Origin of the sequence: Kitasatospora sp. NPDC057936 (assembly GCF_042887525.1) — a bacterium.
In the GTDB taxonomy this organism is placed as follows: domain Bacteria; phylum Actinomycetota; class Actinomycetes; order Streptomycetales; family Streptomycetaceae; genus Kitasatospora.
In genome coordinates this window covers 1-26503 of the sequence record NZ_JBHVPD010000018.1, presented here as the reverse complement: position 1 = coordinate 26503, position 26503 = coordinate 1, and the positions used below count along the sequence as shown (strand labels likewise).

Here is a 26503-nt window from a genome sequence, read left to right as displayed (position 1 = left end):
GCAAGCCCGTCATCCCGACACCGAGAAGACTCGCGCAGCGGCCCCCTCCCCCGCCTCCCTCCCCGGAGCGGTCCTCACCACTCCCCCGCACGGGGGATCCGGGCCCGGAAACGCCGCAGGGCGGCCACCCCGTGAGGGGTGACCGCCCTGCGATCAGTGCTGCTCGACTCAGCCGGTGTACGGGCCGTAGTCGTAGTCGTCCAGCGGAACCGCCTGGCCGGAGCCGGCGCCGAAGGGCGACAGGTCGTAGTCGTCGTAGCCGACGGCCGAGTACATGGCGGCCTTGGCCTCCTCGGTCGGCTCGACCCGGATGTTGCGGTAGCGGGGCAGACCCGTACCGGCCGGGATGAGCTTACCGAGGATGACGTTCTCCTTGAGGCCCAGCAGCGGGTCCGACTTGGCGTGGATCGCCGCGTCGGTGAGGACCCGGGTCGTCTCCTGGAAGGAGGCGGCCGACAGCCAGGACTCGGTGGCCAGCGAGGCCTTGGTGATACCCATCAGCTGCGGACGGCCGGAGGCGGGGTGACCGCCCTCGGAGACCACACGACGGTTCTCGGTCTCGAAGCGGCCGCGCTCGACGAGCTCGCCCGGGAGCAGCTCGGCGTCGCCCGACTCGATGATCGTCACGCGGCGGAGCATCTGCCGGATGATGATCTCGATGTGCTTGTCGTGGATCGACACGCCCTGCGAGTTGTAGACCTTCTGGACCTCGGCGACCAGGTGGATCTGGACGGCACGCTGGCCCATGATGCGCAGGACGTCGTGCGGGTTGGTGGCACCCATGGTCAGCTTCTGGCCGACCTCGACCGCCTCGCCCTCGCTGACGAGCAGCTTCACGCGCTTGGACACCGGGTACGCGATCTCGTCGGTGCCGTCGTCCGGCGTGATGACGATCTTGCGGGTCTTCTCGGTGTCCTCGATCCGCGCCCGGCCGGTGGCCTCCGAGATCGGGGCCACACCCTTGGGGGTACGGGCCTCGAAGAGCTCGACGACACGCGGCAGACCCTGGGTGATGTCGTCACCGGCCACACCACCGGTGTGGAAGGTACGCATGGTCAGCTGGGTACCGGGCTCACCGATGGACTGGGCGGCGATGATGCCGACCGCCTCACCGATGTCGACCAGCTTGCCGGTGGCCAGCGAACGGCCGTAGCAGAAGGCACAGGTGCCGACGGCGGACTCACAGGTCAGGATCGAGCGGACCTTGACCTCGGCGATGCCGTGGCGGATCAGCTCGGCCATCAGCACGTCACCGAGGTCGGTGTTGGCGGTGGCGAGGAGCTTGCCGTCGACCGTGATGTCCTCGGCGAGCATGCGGGCGTAGACGCTGGTCTCGACGTCGTCGGCCTTGCGCAGCACGCCGTCGGCGCCCACGGAGCCGATCGACAGCTTCAGGCCGCGCTCGGTGCCGCAGTCCTCCTCGCGAATGATGACGTCCTGGGAGACGTCGACCAGACGACGGGTGAGGTAGCCGGAGTCGGCGGTACGGAGGGCGGTGTCGGCCAGACCCTTACGGGCACCGTGGGTGGAGATGAAGTACTCCAGCACGGTGAGACCCTCACGGAACGACGCCTTGATGGGTCGCGGGATGGTCTCGTTCTTGGCGTTCGACACCAGACCACGCATACCGGCGATCTGGCGCATCTGCATCATGTTTCCACGAGCACCCGAGTCGACCATCATGAAGATGGGGTTCGTCTTCGGGAAGTTCTCGTTCATGGCCTCGGCGACCTCGTTGGTCGCCTGGGTCCAGATGCCGATGAGCTCCTGCTTGCGCTCGTCGTTGGTGATCAGGCCGCGCTCGTACTGACGCTGGACCTTCTCCGCCTTCGCCTCGTAGCCCTCCAGGATCTGGGGCTTGTTCGGCGGGACGACGACGTCGGAGATCGAGACGGTGACACCCGAGCGGGTCGACCAGTGGAAGCCGGCCGACTTCAGGTTGTCCAGGGTCGCCGCGACGACGACCTTGGGGTAGCGCTCCGCCAGGTCGTTGACGATCGCGGAGAGCTGCTTCTTGCCCACCTCGTAGTCGACGAACGGGTAGTCCTCGGGCAGCAGCTCGTTGAAGAGCGCGCGGCCCAGGGTGGTGCCCAGGCGGAAGGGCTCGCCCTCGAACCAGGTCGACTGGCCGTCCTCGTCCACCGGGGCGGTCCAGCCGCGCGGCGGGACGGTGCCGGCGCCGAGGCGCAGCTCGATCGGGGCCTGGACGTCCAGCTCGCGGGCGTCGAAGGCCATGATCGCCTCGGCGGTCGACGAGAAGGTGCGGCCGGCGCCCTTCACGTTGTCGCGGTCCGAGGTCAGGAAGAACAGACCGAGCACCATGTCCTGGGTCGGCATGGTGACGGGGCGACCGTCGGCCGGCTTCAGGATGTTGTTCGAGGACAGCATCAGGATGCGGGCCTCGGCCTGCGCCTCCGCGGAGAGCGGCAGGTGGACGGCCATCTGGTCACCGTCGAAGTCCGCGTTGAACGCGGTGCAGACGAGCGGGTGGATCTGGATGGCCTTGCCCTCGACCAGCTGCGGCTCGAAGGCCTGGATGCCGAGGCGGTGCAGGGTGGGCGCACGGTTCAGCAGGACCGGGTGCTCGGCGATGACCTCTTCGAGCACGTCCCACACGACCGGGCGGGCGCGCTCGACCATGCGCTTGGCCGACTTGATGTTCTGCGCGTGGTTCAGGTCCACCAGGCGCTTCATCACGAACGGCTTGAAGAGCTCCAGCGCCATGGCCTTCGGCAGACCGCACTGGTGCAGCTTGAGCTGCGGGCCGACGACGATGACCGAACGGGCCGAGTAGTCGACTCGCTTGCCGAGGAGGTTCTGGCGGAAACGACCCTGCTTGCCCTTCAGCATGTCGCTGAGGGACTTCAGCGGGCGGTTGCCCGGACCGGTGACCGGACGGCCGCGGCGGCCGTTGTCGAACAGCGCGTCGACGGCCTCCTGGAGCATGCGCTTCTCGTTGTTCACGATGATCTCGGGGGCACCGAGGTCGAGCAGGCGCTTCAGGCGGTTGTTGCGGTTGATGACGCGGCGGTACAGGTCGTTCAGGTCGGAGGTCGCGAAGCGGCCACCGTCCAGCTGCACCATCGGACGCAGGTCCGGCGGGATGACCGGGACGCAGTCCAGCACCATGCCGTTGGGCTTGTTGGTGGTCTGCAGGAACGCGGAGACGACCTTGAGGCGCTTGAGCGCACGGGTCTTCTTCTGGCCCTTGCCGGTGCGGATGATCTCGCGCAGGCGCTCGGACTCCTCCGCCAGGTCGAAGGTCTCCAGGCGGTCCTTGAGGGCCGCCGCGCCCATCGAGCCGGAGAAGTAGGTGCCGAAGCGGTCGCGCAGCTCGCGGTAGAGCAGCTCGTCGCCCTCGAGGTCCTGGACCTTGAGGTTCTTGAAGCGGGCCCACACCTCGTCGAGGCGGTCGAGCTCGCGCTGCGCGCGGTCGCGCAGCTGCTTCATCTCGCGCTCGGCGCTCTCGCGCACCTTGCGGCGCACGTCGGCCTTGGCGCCCTCGGCCTCCAGCTCGGCCAGGTCGGTCTCGGCCTTCTTGGCGCGGCCTTCGAGGTCGGCGTCGCGACGGTTCTCGATCTGCTGGCGCTCGACGGAGACGTGCGCCTCCAGCGACGGCAGGTCGCGCTGACGGCGCTCGTCGTCGACCCAGGTGATCATGTAGGCGGCGAAGTAGATGACCTTCTCGAGGTCCTTCGGCGCCAGGTCGAGCAGGTAGCCGAGGCGGGACGGCACACCCTTGAAGTACCAGATGTGGGTGACCGGGGCGGCCAGCTCGATGTGGCCCATCCGCTCGCGGCGCACCTTGGCGCGGGTCACCTCGACGCCGCAGCGCTCGCAGATGATGCCCTTGAAGCGGACGCGCTTGTACTTACCGCAGTAGCACTCCCAGTCCCGGGTGGGGCCGAAGATCTTCTCGCAGAAGAGTCCGTCCTTTTCGGGCTTCAGGGTGCGGTAGTTGATGGTCTCCGGCTTCTTGACCTCGCCGTGCGACCACTGGCGGATGTCGTCGGCGGTGGCCAGGCCGATGCGGAGCTCGTCGAAGAAGTTGACGTCAAGCACTGGTCGTCAAGCCCTCTTTCGTAAGTCGAGAGTCGTTCATGTGGTCTGAGGGGGGCCTGGGGGCGGGCCGGCCCGGTCAGCGGGCCGGCCCAACCTCCGTCAGACCTCTTCGACGCTGCTCGGCTCGCGCCGGGACAGGTCGATGCCGAGCTCCTCGGCGGCGCGGAAGACGTCCTCGTCGGAGTCCCGCATCTCGATGGACTGGCCGTCCGAGGACAGCACCTCCACGTTGAGGCAGAGCGACTGCATTTCCTTGATGAGGACCTTGAAGGACTCGGGAATGCCGGGCTCGGGGATGTTCTCGCCCTTGACGATGGCCTCGTAGACCTTCACGCGGCCGAGCACGTCGTCGGACTTGATGGTGAGCAGCTCCTGCAGCGCGTAGGCCGCGCCGTACGCCTCGAGGGCCCACACCTCCATCTCACCGAAGCGCTGACCACCGAACTGCGCCTTACCACCGAGCGGCTGCTGGGTGATCATCGAGTACGGACCGGTCGAACGGGCGTGCAGCTTGTCGTCGACCAGGTGGTGCAGCTTGAGGATGTACATGTAGCCGACCGAGACCGGCATCGGGAACGGCTCGCCGGAGCGGCCGTCGAACAGGCGGGCCTTACCGGTGGAGTTCACCAGGCGCTCGCCGTCACGGGTGAGCGTGGTGTTGTCCAGCAGGCCGGTGATCTCGTCCTCGCGGGCGCCGTCGAAGACCGGGGTGGCGAGGTTGGTGCCGCCCTGGACGGTGTCGGCGCCGATCGCCTGCAGGCGCTGGGCCCACTCGTCGGCGAGGCCGGAGACGTCCCAGCCCTGCTTGGCGAGCCACCCGAGGTGAATCTCCAGGACCTGCCCGGGGTTCATTCGGGACGGGACGCCCAGCGGGTTGAGGATGATGTCGACCGGGGTGCCGTCCTCCAGGAACGGCATGTCCTCGACCGGCAGGATCTTGGAGATGACGCCCTTGTTGCCGTGACGGCCGGCGAGCTTGTCACCGTTGGTGATCTTGCGCTTCTGGGCCACGTAGACGCGGACCAGCTGGTTGACGCCCGGGGGCAGCTCGTCGCCCTCTTCGCGGTCGAAGACGCGGACGCCGATGACCTTGCCGGACTCACCGTGCGGGACCTTCAGCGAGGTGTCGCGGACCTCACGGGCCTTCTCACCGAAGATCGCGCGGAGCAGGCGCTCCTCGGGGGTCAGCTCGGTCTCGCCCTTCGGGGTGACCTTGCCGACCAGGATGTCGCCGGTGACGACGTCGGCGCCGATGCGGATGATGCCGCGCTCGTCGAGGTCGGCGAGGACCTCCTCGGAGACGTTCGGGATGTCCCGGGTGATCTCCTCGGGGCCGAGCTTGGTGTCACGGGCGTCGACCTCGTGCTCCTCGATGTGGATCGAGGAGAGGACGTCGTCCTGCACGAGGCGCTGCGACAGGATGATCGCGTCCTCGTAGTTGTGACCCTCCCACGACATGAACGCCACGAGCAGGTTCTTGCCGAGGGCCATCTCGCCCTCGTCGGTGCACGGGCCGTCGGCCAGGACCTGGCCGGTCTCGACCCGGGCGCCCTCGTCCACGAGCACCTTCTGGTTGAAGGCGGTGCCCTGGTTCGAGCGGGTGAACTTGGCGGCGCGGTACGTGGTGTAGGTGCCGTCGTCGTTCGCCACGGTGACGTAGTCGGCCGAGACCTCCTGGACGACACCGGCCTTCTCGGCGGTGATGACGTCGGCGGCGTCGACGGCGCAGCGGTACTCCATGCCGGTGCCGACCAGCGGGGCCTCGCTCTTCAGCAGCGGCACCGCCTGGCGCATCATGTTCGAGCCCATGAGCGCGCGGTTGGCGTCGTCGTGCTCGAGGAACGGGATCATGGCGGTCGCGACCGACACCATCTGGCGCGGCGAGACGTCCATGTAGTCGATCTCGGAGCCCGGGATGTAGTCGATCTCGCCGCCACGGCGGCGGACCAGGACGCGAGGCTCGGCGAAGTGCAGGTCCGCGGTCAGCGGGGCGTTCGCCTGGGCGATGACGTAGCGGTCCTCCTCGTCGGCGGTGAGGTAGTCCACCTGCTCGGTGACGACACCGTCGACGACCTTGCGGTACGGGGTCTCGATGAAGCCGAACGCGTTGACCCGGCCGTACGAGGCGAGCGACCCGATCAGACCGATGTTCGGGCCTTCGGGGGTCTCGATCGGACACATGCGCCCGTAGTGCGAGGGGTGCACGTCACGGACCTCGAAGCCGGCGCGCTCACGGGAGAGACCACCGGGACCGAGGGCGGACAGACGGCGCTTGTGGGTCAGGCCCGACAGCGGGTTCGTCTGGTCCATGAACTGCGACAGCTGGCTGGTGCCGAAGAACTCCTTGATGGAGGCGACGACCGGCCGGATGTTGATCAGGGTCTGCGGCGTGATCGCCTCGACGTCCTGGGTGGTCATGCGCTCGCGCACGACGCGCTCCATACGGGCGAGACCCGTACGGACCTGGTTCTGGATGAGCTCGCCGACGTTGCGCAGGCGGCGGTTGCCGAAGTGGTCGATGTCGTCGACCTCGACCACGATGTCGCGGCCGGTCTCGTCGTTCCACTCGGTCTCACCGGCGTGCAGCTTCACCAGGTACTTGATCGCACCGATGATGTCGGGCTCGGTGAGCACGCCGGAGTCCAGCGACTCGGCGTTGCCCAGCTTCCGGTTCACCTTGTAGCGGCCGACCTTCGCGAGGTCGTAGCGCTTCGGGTTGAAGTACAGGTTCTCCAGAAGCGTCTGCGCGGCCTCGCGCGTCGGCGGCTCGCCCGGACGCAGCTTGCGGTAGATGTCCAGCAGCGCGTCGTCCTGGCCCTGGGTGTGGTCCTTCTCCAGGGTGTTGCGCATGGACTCGTACTCGCCGAACTCCTCGAGAATCATCTCGTTGGTCCAGCCGAGCGCCTTCAGCAGCACGGTGACGGACTGCTTGCGCTTGCGGTCGATGCGGACGCCGACCATGTCGCGCTTGTCGATCTCCATCTCCAGCCAGGCACCACGCGAGGGGATGACCTTGCAGGAGTAGATGTCCTTGTCGGAGACCTTGTCCAGGGTGGAGTCGAAGTACACACCCGGGGAACGGACCAGCTGCGACACGACGACACGCTCGGTGCCGTTGATCACGAACGTGCCCTTGTGGGTCATGAGCGGGAAGTCGCCCATGAAGACCGTCTGAGACTTGATCTCACCGGTCTCGTTGTTGGTGAACTCGGCCGTGACGAAGAGCGGGGCCGCGTACGTGAAGTCACGGTCCTTGCACTCGTCAATCGAGTTCTTCGGCGGCTCGAAACGGTGGTCGCGGAAGGTCAGGGACATCGACCCGCTGAAGTCCTCGATCGGGGAGATCTCCTCGAAGATCTCCTCCAGACCGGACTTGGTGGGGACGTCCTGACCGTTCTCCAGCGCCGCCTCGACCCGGGACTTCCAGGCCGCGTTGCCGAGCAGCCAGTCAAAGCTCTCGGTCTGCAGGGCCAGGAGGTTGGGGACCTCGAGGGGCTCCTTGATCTTCGCGAAGGAGACGCGGAGCGGGGCGGTGGATGCGGCGGAATTGTTCGAGGCGTTGCGCGGCGCGGCCAAGAGGGGGGTCCTTCCGAGGGCTCGGAGCTCACTACGCGCGTACCAGCCGGGCCTGCATGGGCTTGGTCCCGCCTCCCTCGCCACTGGCCTCCGCCGGGACCGAAGTCCCAGGTCAGAGCCGCTTTGCGGAGGTGGTGCCAGACCCCTTCAGGGCAACGCAAACTCCGGGCGACGAGTCACGGAGCAGCTAACAGGCAGCGCAAAGGGACAGTGTAGCCAAAGGGCACACTGCTGTCCAGCTCTGATTCGGAAACCGAATCGGAGACTCCTCCCGGTAGCCGGCGGGCGCGGGCGCTCGCCGGTACTGCTCTGGGCACTGCACCGGCCCGGACCGAGCCGGGCCGCTCAACTCACGTGGAGTCACTTCCCGCCGGAGCCGCTGGTTATGCATCCAGCCGCAAACCAACCGGGGGGACTCGCGCCTTGAGAATCGCGCGCCGCGCCAGGTTCGTCAAGGGCCCCGCCTCCGGCGCGGACCTCGCCCTGTCCATCGATCGGAACCCCTCCGGCGTTACAGAAGCCGTGGTGGGGGCTACTCCCGATGACGGTGATCACCATACCCCCCGGCACCGACAGTGCCGAGTGAGCGATGGGCCACACCGGTGGTCCCGACCTGCGGCCGGGAACGCGAAAAGGCCGGGCCGACCACCCGCAAGGGTGATCGGCCCGGCCCGGAGCCCCCTCGGAGGGGGCCCGAGATCACTTGACGGTGACCTTGGCGCCGGCACCCTCGAGGGCGGCCTTGGCCTTCTCGGCAACGTCCTTGGCAACCTTCTCCAGGACCTTGGCACCAGCGGTGTCAACGAGGTCCTTGGCCTCCTTCAGGCCGAGGGAGGTCAGGGTGCGCACCTCCTTGATGACCTGGATCTTCTTGTCGCCGGCACCATCGAGGATGACGTCGAACTCGTCCTGCTCCTCGACGGCCTCAACGGCGGCCGGGCCACCGGCGGCGGCAACGGCGACCGGGGCGGCGGCGGTGACGTCGAACTTCTCCTCGAAGGCCTTCACGAAGGCAGCGAGCTCGATGAGGGTGAGCTCCTCGAACTGCGCGAGCAGCTCGTCCTGGGACAGCTTCGCCATGATGGCGTCCTTCCACTAAATCGGCAGGTGGTGCCGTATGTACGGGTTGGGCGGGCACGGGCCCGCAGCGAGGCGTGAGCCTGCCGAATTACTCGGCGGCGGCGTCCTCGGCGGCGGGAGCCGGCGTACCGGCACCGCCCTGCTCGACCTTGTCGCGCAGCGCGTCCACAGTGCGGACGAGCTTCGACGGCAGGGCCTGGAAGAGCGCGGCAGCCTGGGACTGCTTGGCCTTCAGGGCACCCGCCAGCTTGGCGAGCAGCACCTCGCGGGACTCGAGGTCCGCGAGCTTCTTGATCTCATCGGCGGACAGCGCCTTACCGTCAAGGACACCGCCCTTGATGATGAGAGCGGGGTTCTCCTTGGCGAAGTCACGCAGAGCCTTCGCCGACTCCACCGGGTCACCGGTGACGAAGGCGACAGCCGTCGGACCGTTGAACAGGTCGTCCAGCTCGGAGATCCCGGCCTCATTGGCCGCGATCTTGGTCAGCGTGTTCTTCACCACGGCGTACTCGGCGTTGTCGCCGAGCGAGCGACGCAGGGTCTTGACCTGCTTCACCGAGAGACCGCGGTACTCGGTCAGCAGCGCCGCGGAGGAGCCACGGAACTTGTCCGTGATCTCGGCGACGGCGGCAGCCTTGTCGGGCCTGGCCATAGGCTTACGCCTCCTTCCGTGATGTCGAAGTCCGGCCGACCGCGAAAGTCGACCATTCACACCTCGAACCGACCGGACGGAAGGAAAGCTCTTGCGGAAAATGCAATGAGCCCCGGTGCGCAGGCGCACGGGGCTCGTAGCGACCTCGACGGGCATTCGCGCGAACGCGGACCCGGAAGTCGAAGCTCCAGACACACCTGCGCGGGCTGCCTGCGCACGGGGCGCAGATCCTTCGGTCACCGGCTCCCTGACGAGAGCGTGGCGACAACCAGCGGTCTTTGGCTTCGGCAACAGTAACCGGACTCCGCCGTCCGGGGCAAATCGCCCCCGGGACGCCGGGAGCTCAGCGGGCCAGCGGGGACACGGTGCGCGTCCCGGTGTCCACGGTGTCGGTCTCGGCAGGGGCCTGGACGGAGAGCAGGGCGCCGGCGAGGTCGGTGTAGAGCACCGAGTCGTCCGCCCGGCCGGAGTCCCCGGTACCGGTGCGCTGGAGCTTGACCAGCTGGTCCTTGTCGTTCAGCCACAGGTCCAGGGTCAGCGAGAGCGAGCCGCCGGGGGCGAGCGCCGCCCGCAGCCCGTCCCGGCGGGACTGGCTCAGCTGGGTCTGGGCGGCCGCGTACTTCTCCGCGGTCGTCGTCACCTGGTAGTGCTCGACGGTCGAGTCCTCGAACTTCTCCTCGGCGACGAACCGCGGCTCCACGCCGTCCGCGGTCGCGGCGGTCAGCGCCTCGACCGGGTTCAGCAGGTCGATCAGCCCCGCGTACGGGACCTCCTTGTGGCCGTCCGGGCCCGGCGGCGTGGAGAAGCGCTCCCAGTGCTTGCCGCCCTGACGGGCCGCGGTGGCCGCGTCGCCGCCCTGGTAGGCGACGGTGTCCACGACGATCAGCTGCTCGGCGTCGGCCGGGGTGGACCGCTTGATCTGCAGCGCCGTCTTGGGCTGCCAGAACAGCGGCCCGGCGCCGGCGTCGGCCCCCAGCCGGTAGCTGACCTTGGCCCGGCGGGCGGTCTGCATGGCCAGCTCGGCGGAGAGCAGGACGCCGTGCGGCGAGCGGTCGGTCGGCTTGGCCGGCCCCGTCGGGGAGGCGCTGGTCGGGGTCGGGCTGCCGGTGGGCGTCGGCCCGGCGTCGCCGCCACCGCCGCACGCGCTCAGCCCGCTCGCCAGCAGCACGACGACCGCCACGGCCGTCAGCCGCCGCCGTCCCGCCATCGCTGTCCCCTTTCGCCCCGGTCGCCCTTCCGCCGCGGTCGCCGCCGCGGCGGCCTCGCTGTTCCGGCCACCATGCCACCCGGGCCCGGGTCAGCCCGCGGCGCCCCCTTGTCCAGCGCCGCCGGCTCGGACGGCTCCACCGTGTCGGCGGGGTCCGGAGCGGGGGCGGTCACCGGGGTGCCGTAGTCCGAGTATGTGACGGTGACCCTAAACGCGCCGTTCTTGGTGGCGCCGGGTCGGCGTTCTGGAGCTGGTCGCCCCCCGGAGACCTTCGCCCTGACCGCCTTGTCGTAGTGCAGCCAGTGCCGCCCTCCCACGGCACCGACGGCCTGACCGCCGAGGCGCAGGTACATCGCGTCCCGGGTGGAGCGGTACGGGGCCGACCGGCCGCCGGTGAGGGGCGTCAGGAGCTTGCCGAGCGGGGAGCCCGATGGGCTCCCCGTGCGGTGGTCGGGCGGCTCAGCCGAGCAGCTTGAGGATGTCGGCCGGGTTGCCGAGGTCCGCCGCGGCGGGCGCCGCGATCTTCGCCGCGCTGCCGAGACCCGTGTACTTGACGGTGACGGCGTCGTGCTCGCCGTTCTTGTCGCCGAACTCCTGGAGCTGCACCAGCTGCTGCTTGGCGTCGAGCCAGAGGTCGACGGTGATGGTCTTGCCGTCTTGCTCCAGCGACTTCTGGACGGCCTGGCGCTGCTCCGGGCTGAGCCCGGTCATGCCGGCCACCATGGTGGAGGTGTCCTCCACCGAGCGGATGTGGGTGGCCTGGGTGCCCTCGACGGCCTCCTGGCCGACCTTGGTCGGCTTGTTCGCCGCGGCCAGGGTCAGCTGGACGACCGGGTTGAGCATCTGGGTCATCAGCAGGAGGCCGTCGCCCATCTCGTTGCCGGCGGGCATCTTCACCCAGTGCTTGCCGCCGAGCGCCGCGGCCTCGGCGTCCCCGCCGCCGAGGTAGACGTCGGTCCCGACCACCCGGATGCGCAGCTTCTTGGTGTCCATCTCACCGGTGAGGTCCACGGACGTCTTGCCCGGGTCCTTCCAGTCGGCGTCGCCGCTGCCGCCGGTGTGGGTGGAGCCGTCCGGGGCGACCATGGTGACCTTGCCGTTGCCGGCCTTCTGCATCACCAGCGCGGAGGCGGCCAGCGCGGCCTTCGGGTCCCCGCCCAGGGCCCCGGCGACGGCGTCGCCCGCGGCCTTGGTGTCACCGCCCTTGGTGTCGGCCGCGCTCTTGGCACTGCTGCCGCAGGCGGTCACGCCCCCCACCAGCACGGCGGCCGTGACAACGGCCGAAGCGAGACGCACAGCACGCATGGGAGTCCCCCCGTAAGATCCGAAACGATCCGCTGAAGAGCCGATTTTCGGCCCTCGCTCAGGCGGACTCTAACGGATCGCCAGAACCGGCACGCGGGGATGTCCGCGCGCCCGTCAGCCCGTCGGGGCGGGCGTTCCCTCTCCCTCCCCGGGGGCGGAGACGTCCGTCGTGGTCACCACGGTTCCACCGCTCCCCCTGGCCGTCTCGCGCAACCGCAGCAGCCGGTTGCCCGGCCCCACCCACACGTCGAACCCGATCGTGGTGACCCCGAGCCCGCGGTAGTAGGCGAGCACCCCGGCGAGCCGCTCGGCCGAGAAGTCCTTGTCCGCGCCGAAGTAGTCGGCCACCGGCGCCGCGCCCTGGTAGTGCGCGACCGTCGTCCCGGCCAGCTGCTCGGCGCCGAGCGAACCGAGCGCCCCGGCCTGGACCATCGTGTACGCCGTGCTGCCCGGAGTGCTGATCAGCCAGGTCGTCCAGCCGCCCGCGTACCCGCCGGGCGAAGCGCCCGCGCGCGGGTCCAGCGACTCGGCGCCCGTACGGTCCGCGTGCTTGGCCGCGCCGCCCTGGTAGACGAGGTCGAACTCGCCGTCGCGGCCGGTCAGCCGCCCGGTGCCCAGCTCGTCGGTGACGCTCAGGTCGGTCTCGTCCCGGTCGCCCCAGACCAGCGTGCCGCTCGCGGTGCGGCGCCCGGCCGGGCCCTCGGTCACGACGTCGATCCGGGCCCCGCCGGCGTCGTCGAGCGCCTGGGCCGCCGCGAGCACCACCTGCCTGGGCGGGACCGCCGCCGCGACGTTGCCCGGGGTCCGGGCGTCCGGGACGGCCAGCAGGCTGCACCCGGTGGTGCCACCGAGCAGGAGCAGGACGGCCCCGAGGGCGGCGAGGCGGTGGGCGGACGGCAGCACGGCACACTCCGGCGGTCGACACGAGTCGGTCACATGATCCGACCGGCCGAGCGTACGACGCGCCCGACAACGCAACGACGGCGGGCCCGCACTCCCCGCGAGGGGAGTACGGGCCCGCCGTGACGGACTGCTCTGGAGCGCTGTGGCTCAGACCGCGGCCGGGTCTTCCTCGACGAGGAGGTTGCGGGTGCGGTTCGGGTCCACCTGGATGCCGGGGCCCATGGTGGTCGAGAACGCGGTCTTCTTGATGTAGCGGCCCTTGGCGGCGGACGGCTTGGCGCGGAGCACCTCGTCCAGCGCGGCGGCGTAGTTCTCGACCAGCTGCTCGTCGGTGAAGGAGGCCTTACCGATGATGAAGTGCAGGTTCGAGTGCTTGTCGACGCGGAACTCGATCTTGCCGCCCTTGATCTCGTTGACGGCCTTGGCGACGTCCGGGGTCACGGTGCCGGTCTTCGGGTTCGGCATCAGGCCACGGGGACCGAGCACGCGGCCCAGGCGGCCGACCTTGCCCATGAGGTCCGGGGTGGCGACGACGGCGTCGAAGTCGAGGCGGCCCTTGGCGACCTCGTCGATGAGCTCGTCGGAGCCGACGATGTCGGCGCCCGCAGCACGCGCGGCCTCGGCACGCTCGCCGGTCGCGAAGACCAGGACCCGAGCGGTCTTACCGGTGCCGTGCGGGAGGATCACGGTGCTGCGGACCATCTGGTCGGCCTTGCGCGGGTCGACGCCCAGACGCATGGCGACCTCGACGGTGCCGTCGAACTTGGTGGTGCTGGTCGCCTTGGCGAGGCGGACGGCCTCGAGGGGGGCGTAAAGGCGCTCGCGGTCGACCTGAGCGTCCGCGGCCTTCAGAGCCTTGCTGCGCTTCACTGCTGCTCCTGAATGGTGATTGGAGTTGTGGTATTCGACGGACCTGCGCAGGCCCTACCACAGGGACGGCTGAGCCGGTTTGTCCCTGACGGGACGGGGCTGGTCAGCCCTCGACGGTGATGCCCATCGACCGGGCGGTGCCGGCGATGATCTTCTCCGCCGCGTCCAGGTCGTTGGCGTTGAGGTCGGGCATCTTGGTCGTGGCGATCTCGCGGACCTGGGCGCTGGTGAGCTTGGCGACCTTGGTCTTGTGCGGCTCGCTGGAGCCCTTGTCGATACCGGCGGCCTTCAGGATGAGGCGCGCGGCCGGCGGCGTCTTCGTGATGAAGGTGAAGGAACGGTCGTCGTAGACCGTGATCTCCACCGGCACGATCATGCCGCGCTGCGACTCGGTCGCAGCGTTGTAGGCCTTGCAGAACTCCATGATGTTGACGCCGTGCTGGCCCAGCGCGGGGCCGACCGGCGGAGCCGGGTTGGCCGCGCCGGCGTTGATCTGGAGCTTGATAAGCCCCGTGACCTTCTTCTTCTTGGGAGGCATGTCTCTCCGGGTCCTTCCGAGAGGTGATTGCTGGTGCGTGCGGAACCGGGGCGACACCCGGTCGCCAGCACACACATCGAACCAGGCTAACGCGTCCGCGCCGCTGGACCAAAACGGATTCGGGGCGGGGCCGTCGGCCCCGCCCCGAATCCGAAGACCGTACGACTAGTTCTTCTGGATCTGGTCGAAGGACAGCTCGACCGGGGTCTCCCGGCCGAAGATCTCGACCAGGCCCTTGACCTTCTTCGAGTCGGGGTTGATCTCGTTGATGGTCGCCTGGAGGGTCGCGAACGGGCCGTCGGTGACGGTGACCGAGTCGCCGACCTCGAAGTCCAGGACCTGGATCTCGCTGGGCTTGACCGGCGAGGGCTTGCCGGCCTCCTTGGCCGCCTGGCGCTCGACGTCCGGGGCGAGCATCTTGACGACCTCGTCCAGAGTCAGCGGGTACGGGTCGTAGGCGTTGCCCACGAAGCCGGTGACACCGGGGGTGTTGCGCACGACGCCCCAGGACTCGGGGGTGAGGTCCATGCGCACCAGGACGTAGCCGGGGAGCTTGTTCTGGCGGATGGTCTTGCGGTCGCCGTTCTTGATCTGGACGACCTCCTCCTGCGGCACCTCGGCCTGGAAGATGTACTCCTCGACGTTCAGCGAGACGGCGCGCTGCTCCAGGTTCTGCTTCACCCGGTTCTCGTAGCCGGCGTAGGTGTGGATCACGTACCACTCGCCGGGCATGAAGCGCAGGTCCTCGCGGAACTTGGCGACCGGGTCGACCTCGACGGCCTCCTCGACCTCGGCGGCCTCCTCCTCGGCCTCCTCGACCTCGGCGGCGGGCTCCTCGACGGTCTCCACGTGCAGCGCGGCCTCCTCGGCGGGCTCGCCGGCCTCGGCCTCGTCGAACGCCTCGACCTCGTCCTCGTCGCCGTCCACGGCGTCCACGATCTGCTCGGCGGACGCTGCGTCGTCAGCCAGCTCGGCCGCGTCCAGCTCGGCGGCGACATCCGCCTCGCGGACGGTCTCGTCGGCGTCGTACAGGGGGGACTCAGACACGGTGGCTGCTTCTTTCCTGGAGATGGTGAAGGTGGCGCGCTCCGCTACGGCCGCCCGCGCGCCCCGCTCGCGCGGGCGCCAGGTGGATGTCCGGAGACTTCAACAGTACCGAGTCAACGGTAGCGGCCGTGTACGTGCGGCGCAGACAGCTCGACCCGGGCCGAAGTATCGGCCCGGGTCGGGAAGCTTTTCGAAGGCGGTCGGCTCGGTCAGCCGAAGACCAGCAGGCTGAGCTTGGAGAAGCCGTAGTCCAGACCGGCCACCAGGGCCATCATGACCACGACGAAGGTGACCACGACGGTGGTGTAGCTGGTGAGCTCGCCGCGGGTGGGCCAGACGACCTTGCGCAGCTCGGCGATGATCTGGCGGTAGAACAGGCCGATCCGGGCGAACAGGCCCTTCTTGGCCCGCTTGCCGGACTTGTCGCCCGAACGCTTGGCGCGCTTGCGGTCGCGGCGCGAGAGCGCCTTCTCCTCGCCCTCGGCGGGCGCGTTCTCGGCAGCGCCGTCGGCACCCTCGGGGTTGCCGCTCTCAGGCGTTGCGGTGGAGCCCGTGGTCTCCGTCACTCGTCCTCACCTGAATCCGGGTCCTGCCGAGCATCACCTGCGCACCCGGTCGGGCACGTGCTAGCCGGCTAAAGCGGTGCTGATCGGTGCCCTCTCCGCATCAAGCCCGCTCGCTCTGTGGAGCGAACGGGCTGAATACGGGTCAAGCAGCAGGGCAAGAGGGACTTGAACCCCCAACCGCCGGTTTTGGAGACCGGTGCTCTACCAATTGAGCTATTGCCCTACGGTGCCTCGCGGCTCCGGTAGCGACCAACCTACCGCATCTCCCGCCGCTGTCTGCACATGCGGTGAAAGCTCCGGTTGTTTTCGGTGGCCGTCGAGCAGTGAGTGTACGTGGTCCGGGGCTGTTTGGTCGAACCTCTTCTCGCCGGAGCACCGGTCGCCCGGCTTATGTCCGGCATGCCCGCATGATCACCGTCCGATCATCCGCGGCCGCGATTCGGACGGGCCCGTACGGATGGTGAAACCGCGCTGCCCGGTCCGTCCCGGTTCTGCGACGATGCAGGCATGAGCGCTTCCACCCCGCAGCCCGACCCCTCCATCCGCCCCGCCGACCGCCGGGTCTCCGCCCGGATCGGCGCGATCGCCGAGTCCGCGACCCTCGCCGTGGACGCCAAGGCCAAGGCCCTCAAGGCGGCCGGCCGGCCGGTGATCGGCTTCGGCGCCGGCGAGCCCGACTTCCCCACCCCGGACTACATCGTCGAGGCGGCCGTCGAAGCCTGCCGCGACCCGAAGAACCACCGCTACACCCCGGCCGGCGGCCTGCCCGAGCTGAAGGAAGCGATCGTCGCCAAGACCCTGCGCGACTCGGGCTACGCGGTGGACGCCTCGCAGGTGCTCGTGACCAACGGCGGCAAGCAGGCGATCTACGAGGCGTTCGCGGCGATCCTGGACCCGGGCGACGAGGTCATCGTCCCGGCCCCGTACTGGACCACCTACCCGGAGTCGATCCAGCTGGCCGGCGGTGTCCCGGTCGAGGTGATCGCCGACGAGACCACGGGCTACAAGGTCTCGGTCGAGCAGCTGGAGGCCGCCCGCACCGAGAACACCAAGGTGGTGCTCTTCGTCTCGCCGTCCAACCCGACCGGCGCGGTGTACACCCGGGCCGAGGCCGAGGAGATCGGCCGCTGGGCGCTGGAGCACGGTCTGTGGGTGCTCACCGACGAGATCTACGAGCACCTCGTCTACGGCGACGCGGCCTTCACCTCGCTGCCGGCCCTGCTGCCCGGCCTGGCCGACAAGTGCATCGTCGTCAACGGCGTCGCCAAGACCTACGCGATGACCGGCTGGCGGGTGGGCTGGGTGATCGGCCCGAAGGACGTCATCAAGGCCGCGACCAACCTGCAGTCGCACGCCACCTCGAACGTTTCCAACGTCGCCCAGCGCGCCGCGATCGCCGCCGTCAGCGGCGATCTCTCGGCCGTGCACGAGATGCGCACCGCGTTCGACCGCCGGCGCAAGACCATCGTGAAGATGCTCAACGAGATCGAGGGCGTCGTCTGCCCCGAGCCCGAGGGCGCGTTCTACGCCTACCCGTCCGTCAAGGGCCTGCTCGGCAAGGAGATCCGCGGCAAGCGCCCGCAGACCTCCGGCGAGCTGGCGAGCCTGATCCTGGACGAGGTCGAGGTCGCCGCCGTCCCGGGCGAGGCCTTCGGCACCCCCGGCTACCTGCGCTTCTCCTACGCGCTCGGCGACGCCGACCTGGTCGAGGGCATCGGCCGGATCCAGCAGCTGCTCGGCGAGGCCCGCGACTGACGACCGGCCGACGCCCGGCCGACGGCCGTCGTCGACCCGACGCGCCGGGTTCACCGGCGGACCGCCCTCCTTTCACCCCATCGGGGGATGAAGGGAGGGCGGTTCCCGTTCGGGGGCCCGATAGGGCAGGATCGGCAAATGGAACGCCTGTTGAATCCGCGAGACGTCAGGGGCCTCCCGAAGGCCCACCTGCACCTGCACTTCACCGGCTCGATGCGTCCGGCCACCCTGCTGGAACTGGCCGACAAACACGGCGTCCGGCTGCCGGAGGCGCTCAGCTCCGGCGAGCCGCCCAGGCTGCGGGCGACCGACGAACGCGGCTGGTTCCGCTTCCAGCGCCTCTACGACACCGCGCGCTCGGTGCTCCGGGACGAGGCCGACATCCGCCGGCTGGTCCTGGAGACCGCGCAGGACGAGCGGCGGGACGGCTCCCGCTGGCTGGAGATCCAGGTCGACCCGACCTCGTACGCCCCCCGGCTGGGCGGGCTGATCCCCGCACTGGAACTCATCCTCGACGCCGTCGAGCAGGCCGCCGCGGCCACCGGCGTGGGCATCCGGGTGCTGGTCGCGGCGAACCGGATGAAGTCCCCCATGGACGCCCGGACCCTGGCCCGGCTCGCCGTCCGCTACGCCGACCACGGTGTGGTCGGCTTCGGCCTCTCCAACGACGAGCGCCGCGGCCTGGCCCGGGACTTCGACCGGGCCTTCGCGATCGCCCGCCGGGGCGGGCTGCTGGCCGCCCCGCACGGCGGCGAGCTGGCCGGCCCGGAGTCCGTCCGGGACTGCCTGGACGACCTGGGCGCGGGCCGGATCGGCCACGGCGTCCGGGCCGCCGAGGACCCGCGGCTGATGGAGCGGCTGGCCGCCCGGCAGGTCACCTGCGAGGTCTGCCCGTCGTCCAACGTCTCGCTGGGCGTCTACGAGCACCCGGACGAGGTCCCGCTGCGCAAGCTGTTCGACGCCGGGGTGCCGCTCGCGCTCGGCGCGGACGACCCGCTGCTGTTCGGCAGCCGGCTGGCCGCTCAGTACGACCTGGCCCGCGACGTGCTGGGCTTCACCGACGCCGAACTCGCCGAGCTGGCCCGCCAGTCCGTCCGCGGCTCGTGCGCACCGGAGGCCGTCCGCAAGGAGCTCCTGGCTGACATCGACGCCTGGCTGGCCGACGGGCACGGCCCCGTGGACGGGTCCTAGAGCCGCACGCCCACCATCACCGGCTCGTTGACGAGCTCCACCCCGAAGGCCGCCCGCACGCCGTCCCGGATCTCCCGGGCGAGTGCGAGCAGGTCCTCGGCGGTGGCGGAGCCGCGGTTGGTCAGGGCCAGGGTGTGCTTGGTGGAGAGCGTGGCCGGACCGCTGCCGTAGCCCTTGCCGAAGCCGGCCTTGTCGATCAGCCACGCGGCCGAGGTCTTGGTGCAGCCCTCCGGCGCCGGGTAGGCGGGGGCGTTCCCGGTGCCCGGACGGGTGCGGAAGGACTCGTACTGCGCGGCCGTGAGCACCGGGTTGGTGAAGAAGGAGCCGGCCGACCAGGTGTCGTGGTCCGCCGGGTCCAGGACCATGCCCTTGCCGGCGCGCAGCCCGAGCACCGCGTCGTGGGCCTTCTCCAGCGGCACCCGCTCGCCCTGCTCGACGCCGAAGTGCTTCGCCACCTCGGCGTACTTCACCGGGCTGGAGAGGCCGTCGTGGTCCGCGAGGGCGAAGCGCACCCGCAGCACGACGTAGCGGTCCGGCTCCGCCTTGAAGCGGCTGTGCCGGTAGGAGAACCCGCACGCGTCGTTCGCCAGCGTGACGACCTCGTCGGCGGTGCGGTCGTACGCGACGACCTCGGTGATCGTCTGCGCGACCTCCTGGCCGTACGCGCCGACGTTCTGCACCGGCGTGGCACCGGCCGAGCCGGGGATGCCGGCCAGGAACTCGATGCCCGCCAGGCCGTGGTCGAGGACGGTCCGCTCGACCGCCGCCGACCAGACCTCGCCGGCCGCCAGCTCCAGGACCGTCCCGTCCAGCGCGAAGCCGGTGGTGGCGATCCGCAGCACCGTGCCGGGGAAGCCGGCGTCGCCGATCACCAGGTTCGAGCCGCCGCCGATCACCAGCAGCGGCTCGCCCGCCGCGTCGGCCTCGCGGACGGCGGCGACGACCTCGTCGTCGGTGTGCGCGGTGACCAGCCTGCGGGCCGGCCCGCCGAGCCGGAGCGTGGTCAGCGGGGCAAGGGGGGCGTCGTTTTCTACCAGCACGCCCCCCAGCGTACGGGTGGAAGGAGCACCGCCCGGCACCCCTTCCACCCGGTACGGGTCCTAGCCGAGGCGGACGACGGCCCGGGACATGCCGAGGACCTTCTGGCCGCCGAAGGTGGCGACGAGGTCGACCTGGACCCTGCGGTCGTCGAGGAGCTTGGCGACCTTGCCGGAGACCTCGATCACCGAGCCGACGCCGTCGTTCGGGACGGGGACCGGGCGGGTGAAGCGGACGCCGTACTCGACCACGGCCGCCGGGTCGCCGACCCAGTCGGTGACCACCCGGATCGCCTCGGCCATGGTGAACATGCCGTGGGCGATGACGTCGGGCAGGCCGACCTCCAGCGCGAACTTCTCGTTCCAGTGGATCGGGTTGAAGTCGCCGGAGGCGCCCGCGTAGCGCACCAGGGTGTCGCGCGTCACGGGGAAGGACTGCGCCGGCAGCTCGGTGCCGACCTCGACCTCGTCGTAGCTGATCGCCATCGGGCTCACTCCCCCGCCTCGTCGGCGGCCCGGGCCACCAGGGTCATGACCGACGTCACCACGTGCTCGCCGGTCGCGTCCGTCACCTCGCCGCGGACGGTGAGCACGTCGTTGCCCGCCAGCGACTTGATGTTGTCGATGGTCACGTCGACCGACAGCCGGTCGCCGGCCCGCACCGGGCGGGTGTAGGCGAACTTCTGGTCGCCGTGGACCACCCGGGTGAAGTCCAGGCCCAGCTCCGGGTCCTCGACCACCTGGGCCGCGGCCCGGTAGGTGATCAGGAAGGGGAACGTCGGCGGGGCGATCACGTCGGGGTGGCCGAGCGCCTTGGCCGCCTCGGGGTCGGTGTAGGCCGGGTTGTGGTCACCGACGGCGACGGCGAACTCACGGATCTTCTCGCGACCGACCTCGTAGGGCTCGGTCGGCGGATAGGTCCGCCCGATGAAGGAGGGATCGAGCGCCATGGCGGCAACTCCTCGAGGACGCGGTGGATACGAAGCGGTGGGTACGAAAAAAACTCCGGGCCGCAACCCAGTGAGGGATGCGGCCCGGAGTATGAGACCTGGATTCACACAGGCCCGATGCCCTACGGGAGGGTCAGCGGGTCTCGCGGTGCGCGGTGTGCGAGTTGCAGCGGGGGCAGTGCTTCTTCATCTCAAGACGGTCCGGGTCGTTACGCCGGTTCTTCTTGGTGATGTAGTTCCGCTCCTTGCACTCCACGCAGGCCAGCGTGATCTTCGGGCGGACATCGGTGGCAGCCACGGGAGTGCCTTCCTTGGACAACGAATAAGAACACAACAAGAGTAGCCGACCGGGAGTGCGATCTCCCGACCGACTACGCGGGGTAGCGGTGACCGGACTTGAACCGGTGACACAGCGATTATGAGCCGCTTGCTCTACCAACTGAGCTACACCGCCACAGTGATCCGCAGCACAGCCGGAGCTGACTGCTTTTCACCAGAGCCCCCATGCGGAATCGAACCGCAGACCTTCTCCTTACCATGGAGACGCTCTACCGACTGAGCTATAGGGGCGAACGAGGAAGAGATTACACGTTCCGCGCCCAGAGGTGAAATCCGTATCCGGCCGCGAAGACCGCAGGTGGGCGCGGTGCACGGACGAGCGATCCAAGGCACCGCGTTCGAGCGGCCTGCGAGCCGCGCGGCCCGACCCGATACGACTAATGCCCGCCTCCCGGCGCCCCGCCCCCCGGCCCCATAGGCTCGACCCTCATTGATCGGGACGGCCTGCCACCCGACGGGCCCCAGCGCGAGAAGGAGCCGGCGATGGACAGCGCAGCCGCCGACGGGCCGCACCAGGGGCCCGGCCCGGCGGCCAACCCGCTCGGGCACGGCCCGGTCCTCCTGCTCACCGGCGCCCGGCTGGCCGACGGGCGGGTGGTGGACGTCCGGATCAGCGGCGACCGGATCCAGGCCGTCGGCACCGTGGGCAGCCTCGGCCCGCTGCCCGCCATGCCGGGCACGCCCACCGTCACCACCGGCGCCAAGATCGACCTCAAGGGCTACCTGCTGCTGCCCGCCCCCGTCGAGGCGCACGCCCACTACGACGTCGCCTTCTCCGCCGCACTGCCCACCCCGCCGCCCGAGACGCCCGCCGACCTCACCCGGCGGATCACCGAGGCCGCGCTCACCTCGCTCGGCTACGGCGCCACCGCCCAGCGCACCCACGTCCGGATCGGCGACGTGCACGGGCTGGGCCGGCTGGAGGCGGTGCTCACCGCCCGGCAGGCGCTGCGCGGGCTGGCCGAGCTCCAGGCGGTGGCGATGCCCCGGCTGCTGACCGGCCGGGCCGGGGCGGACGGCCGGGCGCAGCTGCGCGACGCGCTCAAGCTGGGCGCCACCGCGGCCGGCGGCTGCCCGGAGCTGGACCCGGATCCGGCCGGGTACGTGCAGGTGCTGCTGGAGGCCGCCCGCGAGGCGGACTGCCCGGTGGACCTCCACACCACCGCCGCCGATCCGGCCCAACTCGCCCGCCTGGTCGGCGCGTTGGCTCCGCTGCAGCCGCGCGTGACGCTCGGCCCGTGCGGGTCGCTGGCCCGCGGCGCGGCGACGGTGCTGGCCACCGCGGGGGTGCGGGTGGTGTGCCTGCCGCAGAACGGCGGCTGCTCCGGTCTCGAAGGCCCGCCGACGGGCCTGCGTCCCGGCCTGCTCAGGGAGTTGACGGAGGCCCGGGTCGAGCTGTCGGCGGGCAGCGGCACGCTGCGGGACCAGTCGAACCCGGTCGGCCGGGCGGATCCGCTGGAGGCCGCGTACCTGCTGGCGGCGAGCGGGGCACTGGGCCCGGACGAGGCGTACGACGCGGTGGCGAACCGGGCCCGGGCGGCGCTCGGGCTGCCGCCGGTGCGGGTGGACGCCGGGTTCCCGGCGGAGCTCCTGGCGGTGCGCGGGGACAGCCTGGCCGGGGCGCTCGCGGGCGGGCACAGCCGACTGGTGGTGCACAGCGGGCGGGTGGTCAGCCGGACCAGCGCTGTACGGGAGTTCGCGGACACCGTGGCGCTGGCGCTGCCGCGGCAGTCGGGGAGCAGCGGCGGGGGCTGAGTCCCGTTCCCCGATAGGCGCAGGGCCGGAAAAGGCGTAGGGGCGCGCAATGGACAGTTGCGCGCCCCTCCCCCACCTGCTGGCCGCCTTGCGGCGGCGGGAGCGGGCCCCGGCCTCCCCCACATTGGAGCCGGCGCCCGCTCGGACAGCACTGACGCTACGCCCGCGGACGACCGCTCCCGACCGGCCTTGACGCCCTCCTGTCGGTGAACCGGCGCCTCTTGACGGGCCTTTGACGGCTTGACGGTCCTTTGACGACGCGGCCGTCCCGTCAGGGCTCGTAGCGGTACCCGATGCCCGGTTCGGTGATCAGGTGCCGCGGCCGGGCCGGGTCCCGCTCCAGCTTGCGGCGCAGCCCGGCCAGGTAGACCCGCAGGTAGTTGCCGCGCTCCTCCTGGGCCGGCCCCCACACCTCGCGCAGGATCTGCCGTCCGGGCACGAGCCGGCCCGGGTTGGCGAGCAGCAGGGCGAGGATGCGCCACTCCGTCGGGGTGAGCCGCACCGGGCCGGACGGGCCGGTGACGGTGGTGGCGGCGAGGTCCACGGTGTGGTCGCCGATGACCGGCTGGAGCAGCGGGAGGCCGCCTAAGGGCCGGCGCAGCACCGCGCGCAGCCGGGCCAGCAGCTCCTCCATCTGGAAGGGCTTGGTGAGGTAGTCGTCGGCGCCGGCGTCGAGGGCGCCCACCTTGTCGGCGGCGCCGGAGCGGCCGGACAGCACGATGATCGGCATCGCGCTGTGGCTGCGCAGGCCGCGCAGGACGTCCATGCCGTCGACGTCCGGCAGGCCGAGGTCGAGCAGGACGGCGTCCGGGCTGGTGCGGGCGGCGCGGTCGAGCGCCTCACCGCCGCTCGCGGCCGTCCGGACGGCGTAGTGCCGGGCGCTGAGGTTGATCCGCAACGTCCGCAGTAGAGCGGGTTCGTCGTCGACGATCAGAATTTCACTCATGCGGCCACCTCGCTTCGCTCGGCGGTCGCTTCGCGAAACACGCACCTCTCGATGATTCGTTCGCTTCGCTCACTCATGTTCAGGCTCCTCCCGAGTGGCGGCTGCGGGCAGGGTGAGCAGCATGGTGGTGCCGCCCCCGGGGGTGTCCTCGACCTCCAGGCTGCCGCCCATGGCTTCGGCGAGGCCGCGCGAGAGGGCGAGGCCGAGGCCGACGCCGGTCGTGTTGTCGGTGTCGCCGAGACGCTGGAACGGCAGGAAGACCCGGTCCCGGTCCTCGGGGGCGATGCCGGGCCCGCGGTCGATCACCCGGATCTCGACCTGGTCGGCGTGGTGGCTGGCGGTGACCAGGACGGGCGCGCCGGGCGCGTTGTGGCGCAGCGCGTTGGTGATCACGTTGGCGAGGACGCGCTCCAGCAGCGGCGGGTCGGCGAGCACCGGCGGGGCGGTGTCGAGGTCGAGCGGCTGGACCGGCGCGTACGGGTCGGGGAGGCTGTCCAGCGCCCGGGGCAGGATCTCGTCGAGGTGGGTCTCGGTGAGGTGCAGGGTGAGGGCGCCGGCCTGGAGGCGGCTCATGTCGAGCAGGTTGTCGACCAGGCGGGTGAGCTTGACCAGCGACTCGTCGGCGGTGGCGAGGAGTTCGGCCTGGTCCTCGGGCGAGAACTCGACGTCGGGGCTGCGCAGCGAGCCGACCGAGGCGAGCGCGGCGGCCAGCGGGGTGCGCAGGTCGTGGCTGACGGCGGCGAGCAGGGCGGTGCGCATCCGGTCTGCGGCCTTGATCGGCTCGACCTCGGCGGCGACGACGGCCAGCCGGTCGCGCTCCAGGGCGGCGGCGACGTGGGCGGCGAAGGCGGTGAGGACGCGCTGGTCGGCGGCGGGCAGCCGGCGGCCGGTGAGGACCAGGACGGCGTCGGTGCCGACCGGCACCTCGGTGGTCTCCCCGCCCGGCTCGCCCGGGTGTTCGGCCTCGGAGTGGGCCAGCACCTCGCCGCCGGTGCGGGAGAGCAGGGCGACGGCGTCCATGCCGAAGGCCGTCCGGGACTTCTCCAGCAGCGCGGGCAGCGCGTCGGCGCCGCGCAGCACGCTGCCCGCCAGGGTGGAGAGGGTCTCGGCCTCGGCGGTGGCGCGGGCGGCCCGGCTGGTGAGCCGGCCGGCGTGGTCGACGACGGTGGAGACGGCCAGCGCGACGGCGGCGAAGACCACCAGGGCGACGATGTTGTTCGTCTCGGTGATGGTCAGGGTGTGGACGGGCGGGATGAAGAAGTAGTTGAGCAGCACCGAGGCGATGACGGCGGCCAGCAGCGCCGAGGTGGCGCCGCCGAGCAGGGCGACGATGACCACGCCGAGTTGGAAGATCAGCGCGTCGGTGGTGAGGTTCACGCTGTGGTGCGCCTGGGAGAGGATCCCGGTCAGGATCCACGGCACCACGAAGCCGGCCGCGTAGCCGGCGATGGTGCGGCGCTTGGAGTGGCGCCGGCCGAGCGAGGGCAGCCGGCCGCGGCGGGTGAACTCGTGGGTGACCATGTGGACGTCGATGTCCTCGGACGCGTCCACGGTGGTCTCGCCGATGCCGGGGCCGGTGAGGAAGCGGCTGATCCGGCCGCGGCGGCTGGTGCCGAGGACCAGCTGGGTGGCGTCGTGGGCGCGGGCGAAGGCCAGCAGCGCGGTGGGGATGTCGTCGCCGACCACCACGTGGTAGCTGCCGCCGAGGGTCTCGACCAGCTGCCGCTGCTGGGCGAGCGCGCCGGAGGAGGCGCCGGCCAGGCCGTCGCTCCTGGTCACGTGGACGGCGAGGAGGTCGCCCCCGGCGGTGCGGTCGGCGATCCGGGCGGCGCGGCGGATGATCGTCTCGCCCTCGGGGCCGCCGGTGAGGGCGACCACGACGCGTTCGCGGGTCTCCCAGACGCGGTCGATGTTGTGGTTGGCCCGGTAGTCGCGCAGGCCCTCGTCGACCCGCCCGGCGACCCACAGCAGGGCGAGTTCGCGCAGGGCGGTGAGGTTGCCGACCCGGAAGTAGTTGGAGAGCGCGGCGTCCACCTTCTCCGCCTTGTAGACGTTGCCGTGGGCCATGCGGCGGCGCAGCGCCTGCGGGGCCATGTCGACGAGTTCGATCTGGTCGGCCCGGCGGACCACCTCGTCCGGGACGGTCTCCCGCTGCGGGATCCCGGTGATCTTCTGGACGACGTCGTTCAGCGATTCCAGGTGCTGGATGTTGACGGTGCTGATGACGTCGATGCCGGCGGCGAGCAGGTCCTCGACGTCCTGCCAGCGCTTGGCGTTGCGGCCGCCGGGGATGTTGGTGTGCGCGAGCTCGTCGACGAGGACGACGGACGGGCGGCGGGCGAGCACGCCGTCGAGGTCCATCTCCTCGAACTCGGCTTCCCGGTAGGAGCGGTGGACCCGCGGCAGGACCTCCAGGCCGGCCAGCATACCCTCGGTGTGCCGGCGGCCGTGGCACTCGATGTACCCGACCACGACGTCGGCGCCGCGCTCCTGTCTGCGCCGCGCCTCGTCCAGCATCCGGTAGGTCTTGCCGACCCCGGGGGCGGAACCCAGGTACACCCGCAGCCGGCCGCTGCGGGTGCCGGTGCCGGGCGTGAGGTCGCGGGCCATGGGCGCTGCTCTTTCGTGTCCTGCGGGGCGGCCTGCCAGGGCGGCCCCGCACCGGGGTCGGGGTGTACGGCGGGGGGGCCCCGCGGGGGGGGGGGGGCCCCCCCCCCGCCCCCG

Annotated in this window: 20 protein-coding genes and 3 tRNA genes; 3 read left to right on the top strand and 20 right to left on the bottom strand. The window is 70.7% G+C overall.

What is annotated here, in order from left to right:
* Positions 1 to 168: 168 nt before the first annotated feature.
* From ACFVU9_RS12420 to ACFVU9_RS12365, 12 genes are all read right to left on the bottom strand, one after another.
* Positions 169 to 4062 carry a DNA-directed RNA polymerase subunit beta' gene (locus ACFVU9_RS12420; protein WP_380435857.1) on the bottom strand — a complete coding sequence of 1298 codons (3894 nt, stop codon included), beginning with the start codon at positions 4060 to 4062 and terminating at the stop codon, positions 169 to 171.
* A 99-nt stretch (positions 4063 to 4161) separates the two neighbouring features.
* The gene (gene rpoB, locus ACFVU9_RS12415) at positions 4162 to 7638 is read right to left on the bottom strand and encodes a DNA-directed RNA polymerase subunit beta (protein WP_329930352.1); all 3477 of its coding nucleotides are present in this window, start codon (positions 7636 to 7638) and stop codon (positions 4162 to 4164) included.
* A 699-nt stretch (positions 7639 to 8337) separates the two neighbouring features.
* Positions 8338 to 8718: a 50S ribosomal protein L7/L12 gene (gene rplL, locus ACFVU9_RS12410; RefSeq protein ID WP_363648534.1), complete on the bottom strand. Its 381-nt coding sequence runs from the start codon at positions 8716 to 8718 to the stop codon at positions 8338 to 8340.
* A gap of 88 nt (positions 8719 to 8806) precedes the next feature.
* The gene (gene rplJ / locus ACFVU9_RS12405; protein WP_350503606.1) at positions 8807 to 9370 is read right to left on the bottom strand and encodes a 50S ribosomal protein L10; all 564 of its coding nucleotides are present in this window, start codon (positions 9368 to 9370) and stop codon (positions 8807 to 8809) included.
* A 343-nt stretch (positions 9371 to 9713) separates the two neighbouring features.
* Entirely contained in the window at positions 9714 to 10577 is an 864-nt protein-coding gene (locus ACFVU9_RS12400; protein ID WP_380435855.1) for a hypothetical protein, read from the bottom strand.
* A gap of 459 nt (positions 10578 to 11036) precedes the next feature.
* Positions 11037 to 11882 carry a hypothetical protein gene (locus tag ACFVU9_RS12395; protein ID WP_387592729.1) on the bottom strand — a complete coding sequence of 282 codons (846 nt, stop codon included), beginning with the start codon at positions 11880 to 11882 and terminating at the stop codon, positions 11037 to 11039.
* A 114-nt stretch (positions 11883 to 11996) separates the two neighbouring features.
* A complete protein-coding gene (locus ACFVU9_RS12390) occupies positions 11997 to 12785 on the bottom strand; it encodes a hypothetical protein (RefSeq protein ID WP_380435851.1) in 789 nt (262 codons plus the stop codon).
* 147 nt (positions 12786 to 12932) lie between these two features.
* Positions 12933 to 13655, bottom strand: a complete 723-nt coding sequence (gene rplA, locus ACFVU9_RS12385; RefSeq protein ID WP_360342401.1) for a 50S ribosomal protein L1 — start codon at positions 13653 to 13655, stop codon at positions 12933 to 12935.
* Positions 13656 to 13758: 103 nt separating this feature from the next.
* Positions 13759 to 14193: a 50S ribosomal protein L11 gene (gene rplK, locus ACFVU9_RS12380; RefSeq protein WP_350511356.1), complete on the bottom strand. Its 435-nt coding sequence runs from the start codon at positions 14191 to 14193 to the stop codon at positions 13759 to 13761.
* A 165-nt stretch (positions 14194 to 14358) separates the two neighbouring features.
* Positions 14359 to 15240, bottom strand: coding sequence for a transcription termination/antitermination protein NusG (gene nusG / locus ACFVU9_RS12375; protein ID WP_387592726.1), 882 nt, complete (start codon positions 15238 to 15240; stop codon positions 14359 to 14361).
* 209 nt (positions 15241 to 15449) lie between these two features.
* Positions 15450 to 15806 (bottom strand): preprotein translocase subunit SecE, encoded by a 357-nt coding sequence (gene secE / locus ACFVU9_RS12370; protein WP_359962165.1) that lies wholly within the window; start codon positions 15804 to 15806, stop codon positions 15450 to 15452.
* A 150-nt stretch (positions 15807 to 15956) separates the two neighbouring features.
* Positions 15957 to 16029: transfer RNA gene (locus tag ACFVU9_RS12365), tRNA-Trp, on the bottom strand.
* 284 nt (positions 16030 to 16313) lie between these two features.
* Between ACFVU9_RS12365 and ACFVU9_RS12360 the strand changes: the two genes are divergently transcribed.
* Positions 16314 to 17561: a pyridoxal phosphate-dependent aminotransferase gene (locus ACFVU9_RS12360; protein WP_380435846.1), complete on the top strand. Its 1248-nt coding sequence runs from the start codon at positions 16314 to 16316 to the stop codon at positions 17559 to 17561.
* Positions 17562 to 17699: 138 nt separating this feature from the next.
* Positions 17700 to 18752: an adenosine deaminase gene (locus tag ACFVU9_RS12355; protein ID WP_380435844.1), complete on the top strand. Its 1053-nt coding sequence runs from the start codon at positions 17700 to 17702 to the stop codon at positions 18750 to 18752.
* Here the strand turns inward: ACFVU9_RS12355 and ACFVU9_RS12350 are convergent.
* From ACFVU9_RS12350 to ACFVU9_RS12325, 6 genes are all read right to left on the bottom strand, one after another.
* On the bottom strand, positions 18749 to 19792 hold the full coding sequence (locus ACFVU9_RS12350; protein WP_387592722.1) for a UDP-N-acetylmuramate dehydrogenase: 1044 nt from the start codon (positions 19790 to 19792) through the stop codon (positions 18749 to 18751). The two genes, ACFVU9_RS12355 and ACFVU9_RS12350, sit on opposite strands and share 4 nt — an antisense overlap.
* Positions 19793 to 19852: 60 nt before the next feature.
* The gene (locus ACFVU9_RS12345; RefSeq protein WP_380435840.1) at positions 19853 to 20275 is read right to left on the bottom strand and encodes a MaoC family dehydratase; all 423 of its coding nucleotides are present in this window, start codon (positions 20273 to 20275) and stop codon (positions 19853 to 19855) included.
* A gap of 5 nt (positions 20276 to 20280) precedes the next feature.
* Positions 20281 to 20739: a MaoC family dehydratase N-terminal domain-containing protein gene (locus ACFVU9_RS12340; RefSeq protein WP_359962150.1), complete on the bottom strand. Its 459-nt coding sequence runs from the start codon at positions 20737 to 20739 to the stop codon at positions 20281 to 20283.
* Positions 20740 to 20872: 133 nt separating this feature from the next.
* Entirely contained in the window at positions 20873 to 21037 is a 165-nt protein-coding gene (rpmG, locus tag ACFVU9_RS12335; RefSeq protein WP_006604855.1) for a 50S ribosomal protein L33, read from the bottom strand.
* A gap of 83 nt (positions 21038 to 21120) precedes the next feature.
* Positions 21121 to 21193, bottom strand: a tRNA-Met gene (locus tag ACFVU9_RS12330).
* 43 nt (positions 21194 to 21236) lie between these two features.
* Positions 21237 to 21309, bottom strand: a tRNA-Thr gene (locus ACFVU9_RS12325).
* Between the two features lie 252 nt (positions 21310 to 21561).
* Between ACFVU9_RS12325 and ACFVU9_RS12320 the strand changes: the two genes are divergently transcribed.
* The gene (locus tag ACFVU9_RS12320; RefSeq protein ID WP_380435838.1) at positions 21562 to 22833 is read left to right on the top strand and encodes a hydrolase; all 1272 of its coding nucleotides are present in this window, start codon (positions 21562 to 21564) and stop codon (positions 22831 to 22833) included.
* Positions 22834 to 23104: 271 nt separating this feature from the next.
* On the opposite strand, the gene ACFVU9_RS12315 is transcribed toward ACFVU9_RS12320, so the two are convergent.
* Both ACFVU9_RS12315 and ACFVU9_RS12310 read right to left on the bottom strand, forming a co-directional pair.
* On the bottom strand, positions 23105 to 23779 hold the full coding sequence (locus ACFVU9_RS12315) for a response regulator (RefSeq protein WP_380435836.1): 675 nt from the start codon (positions 23777 to 23779) through the stop codon (positions 23105 to 23107).
* 69 nt (positions 23780 to 23848) lie between these two features.
* Complete coding sequence (locus tag ACFVU9_RS12310) at positions 23849 to 26389, bottom strand: ATP-binding protein (RefSeq protein ID WP_380435834.1); 2541 nt, start codon at positions 26387 to 26389, stop codon at positions 23849 to 23851.
* Between the last annotated feature and the right edge of the window lie 114 nt (positions 26390 to 26503).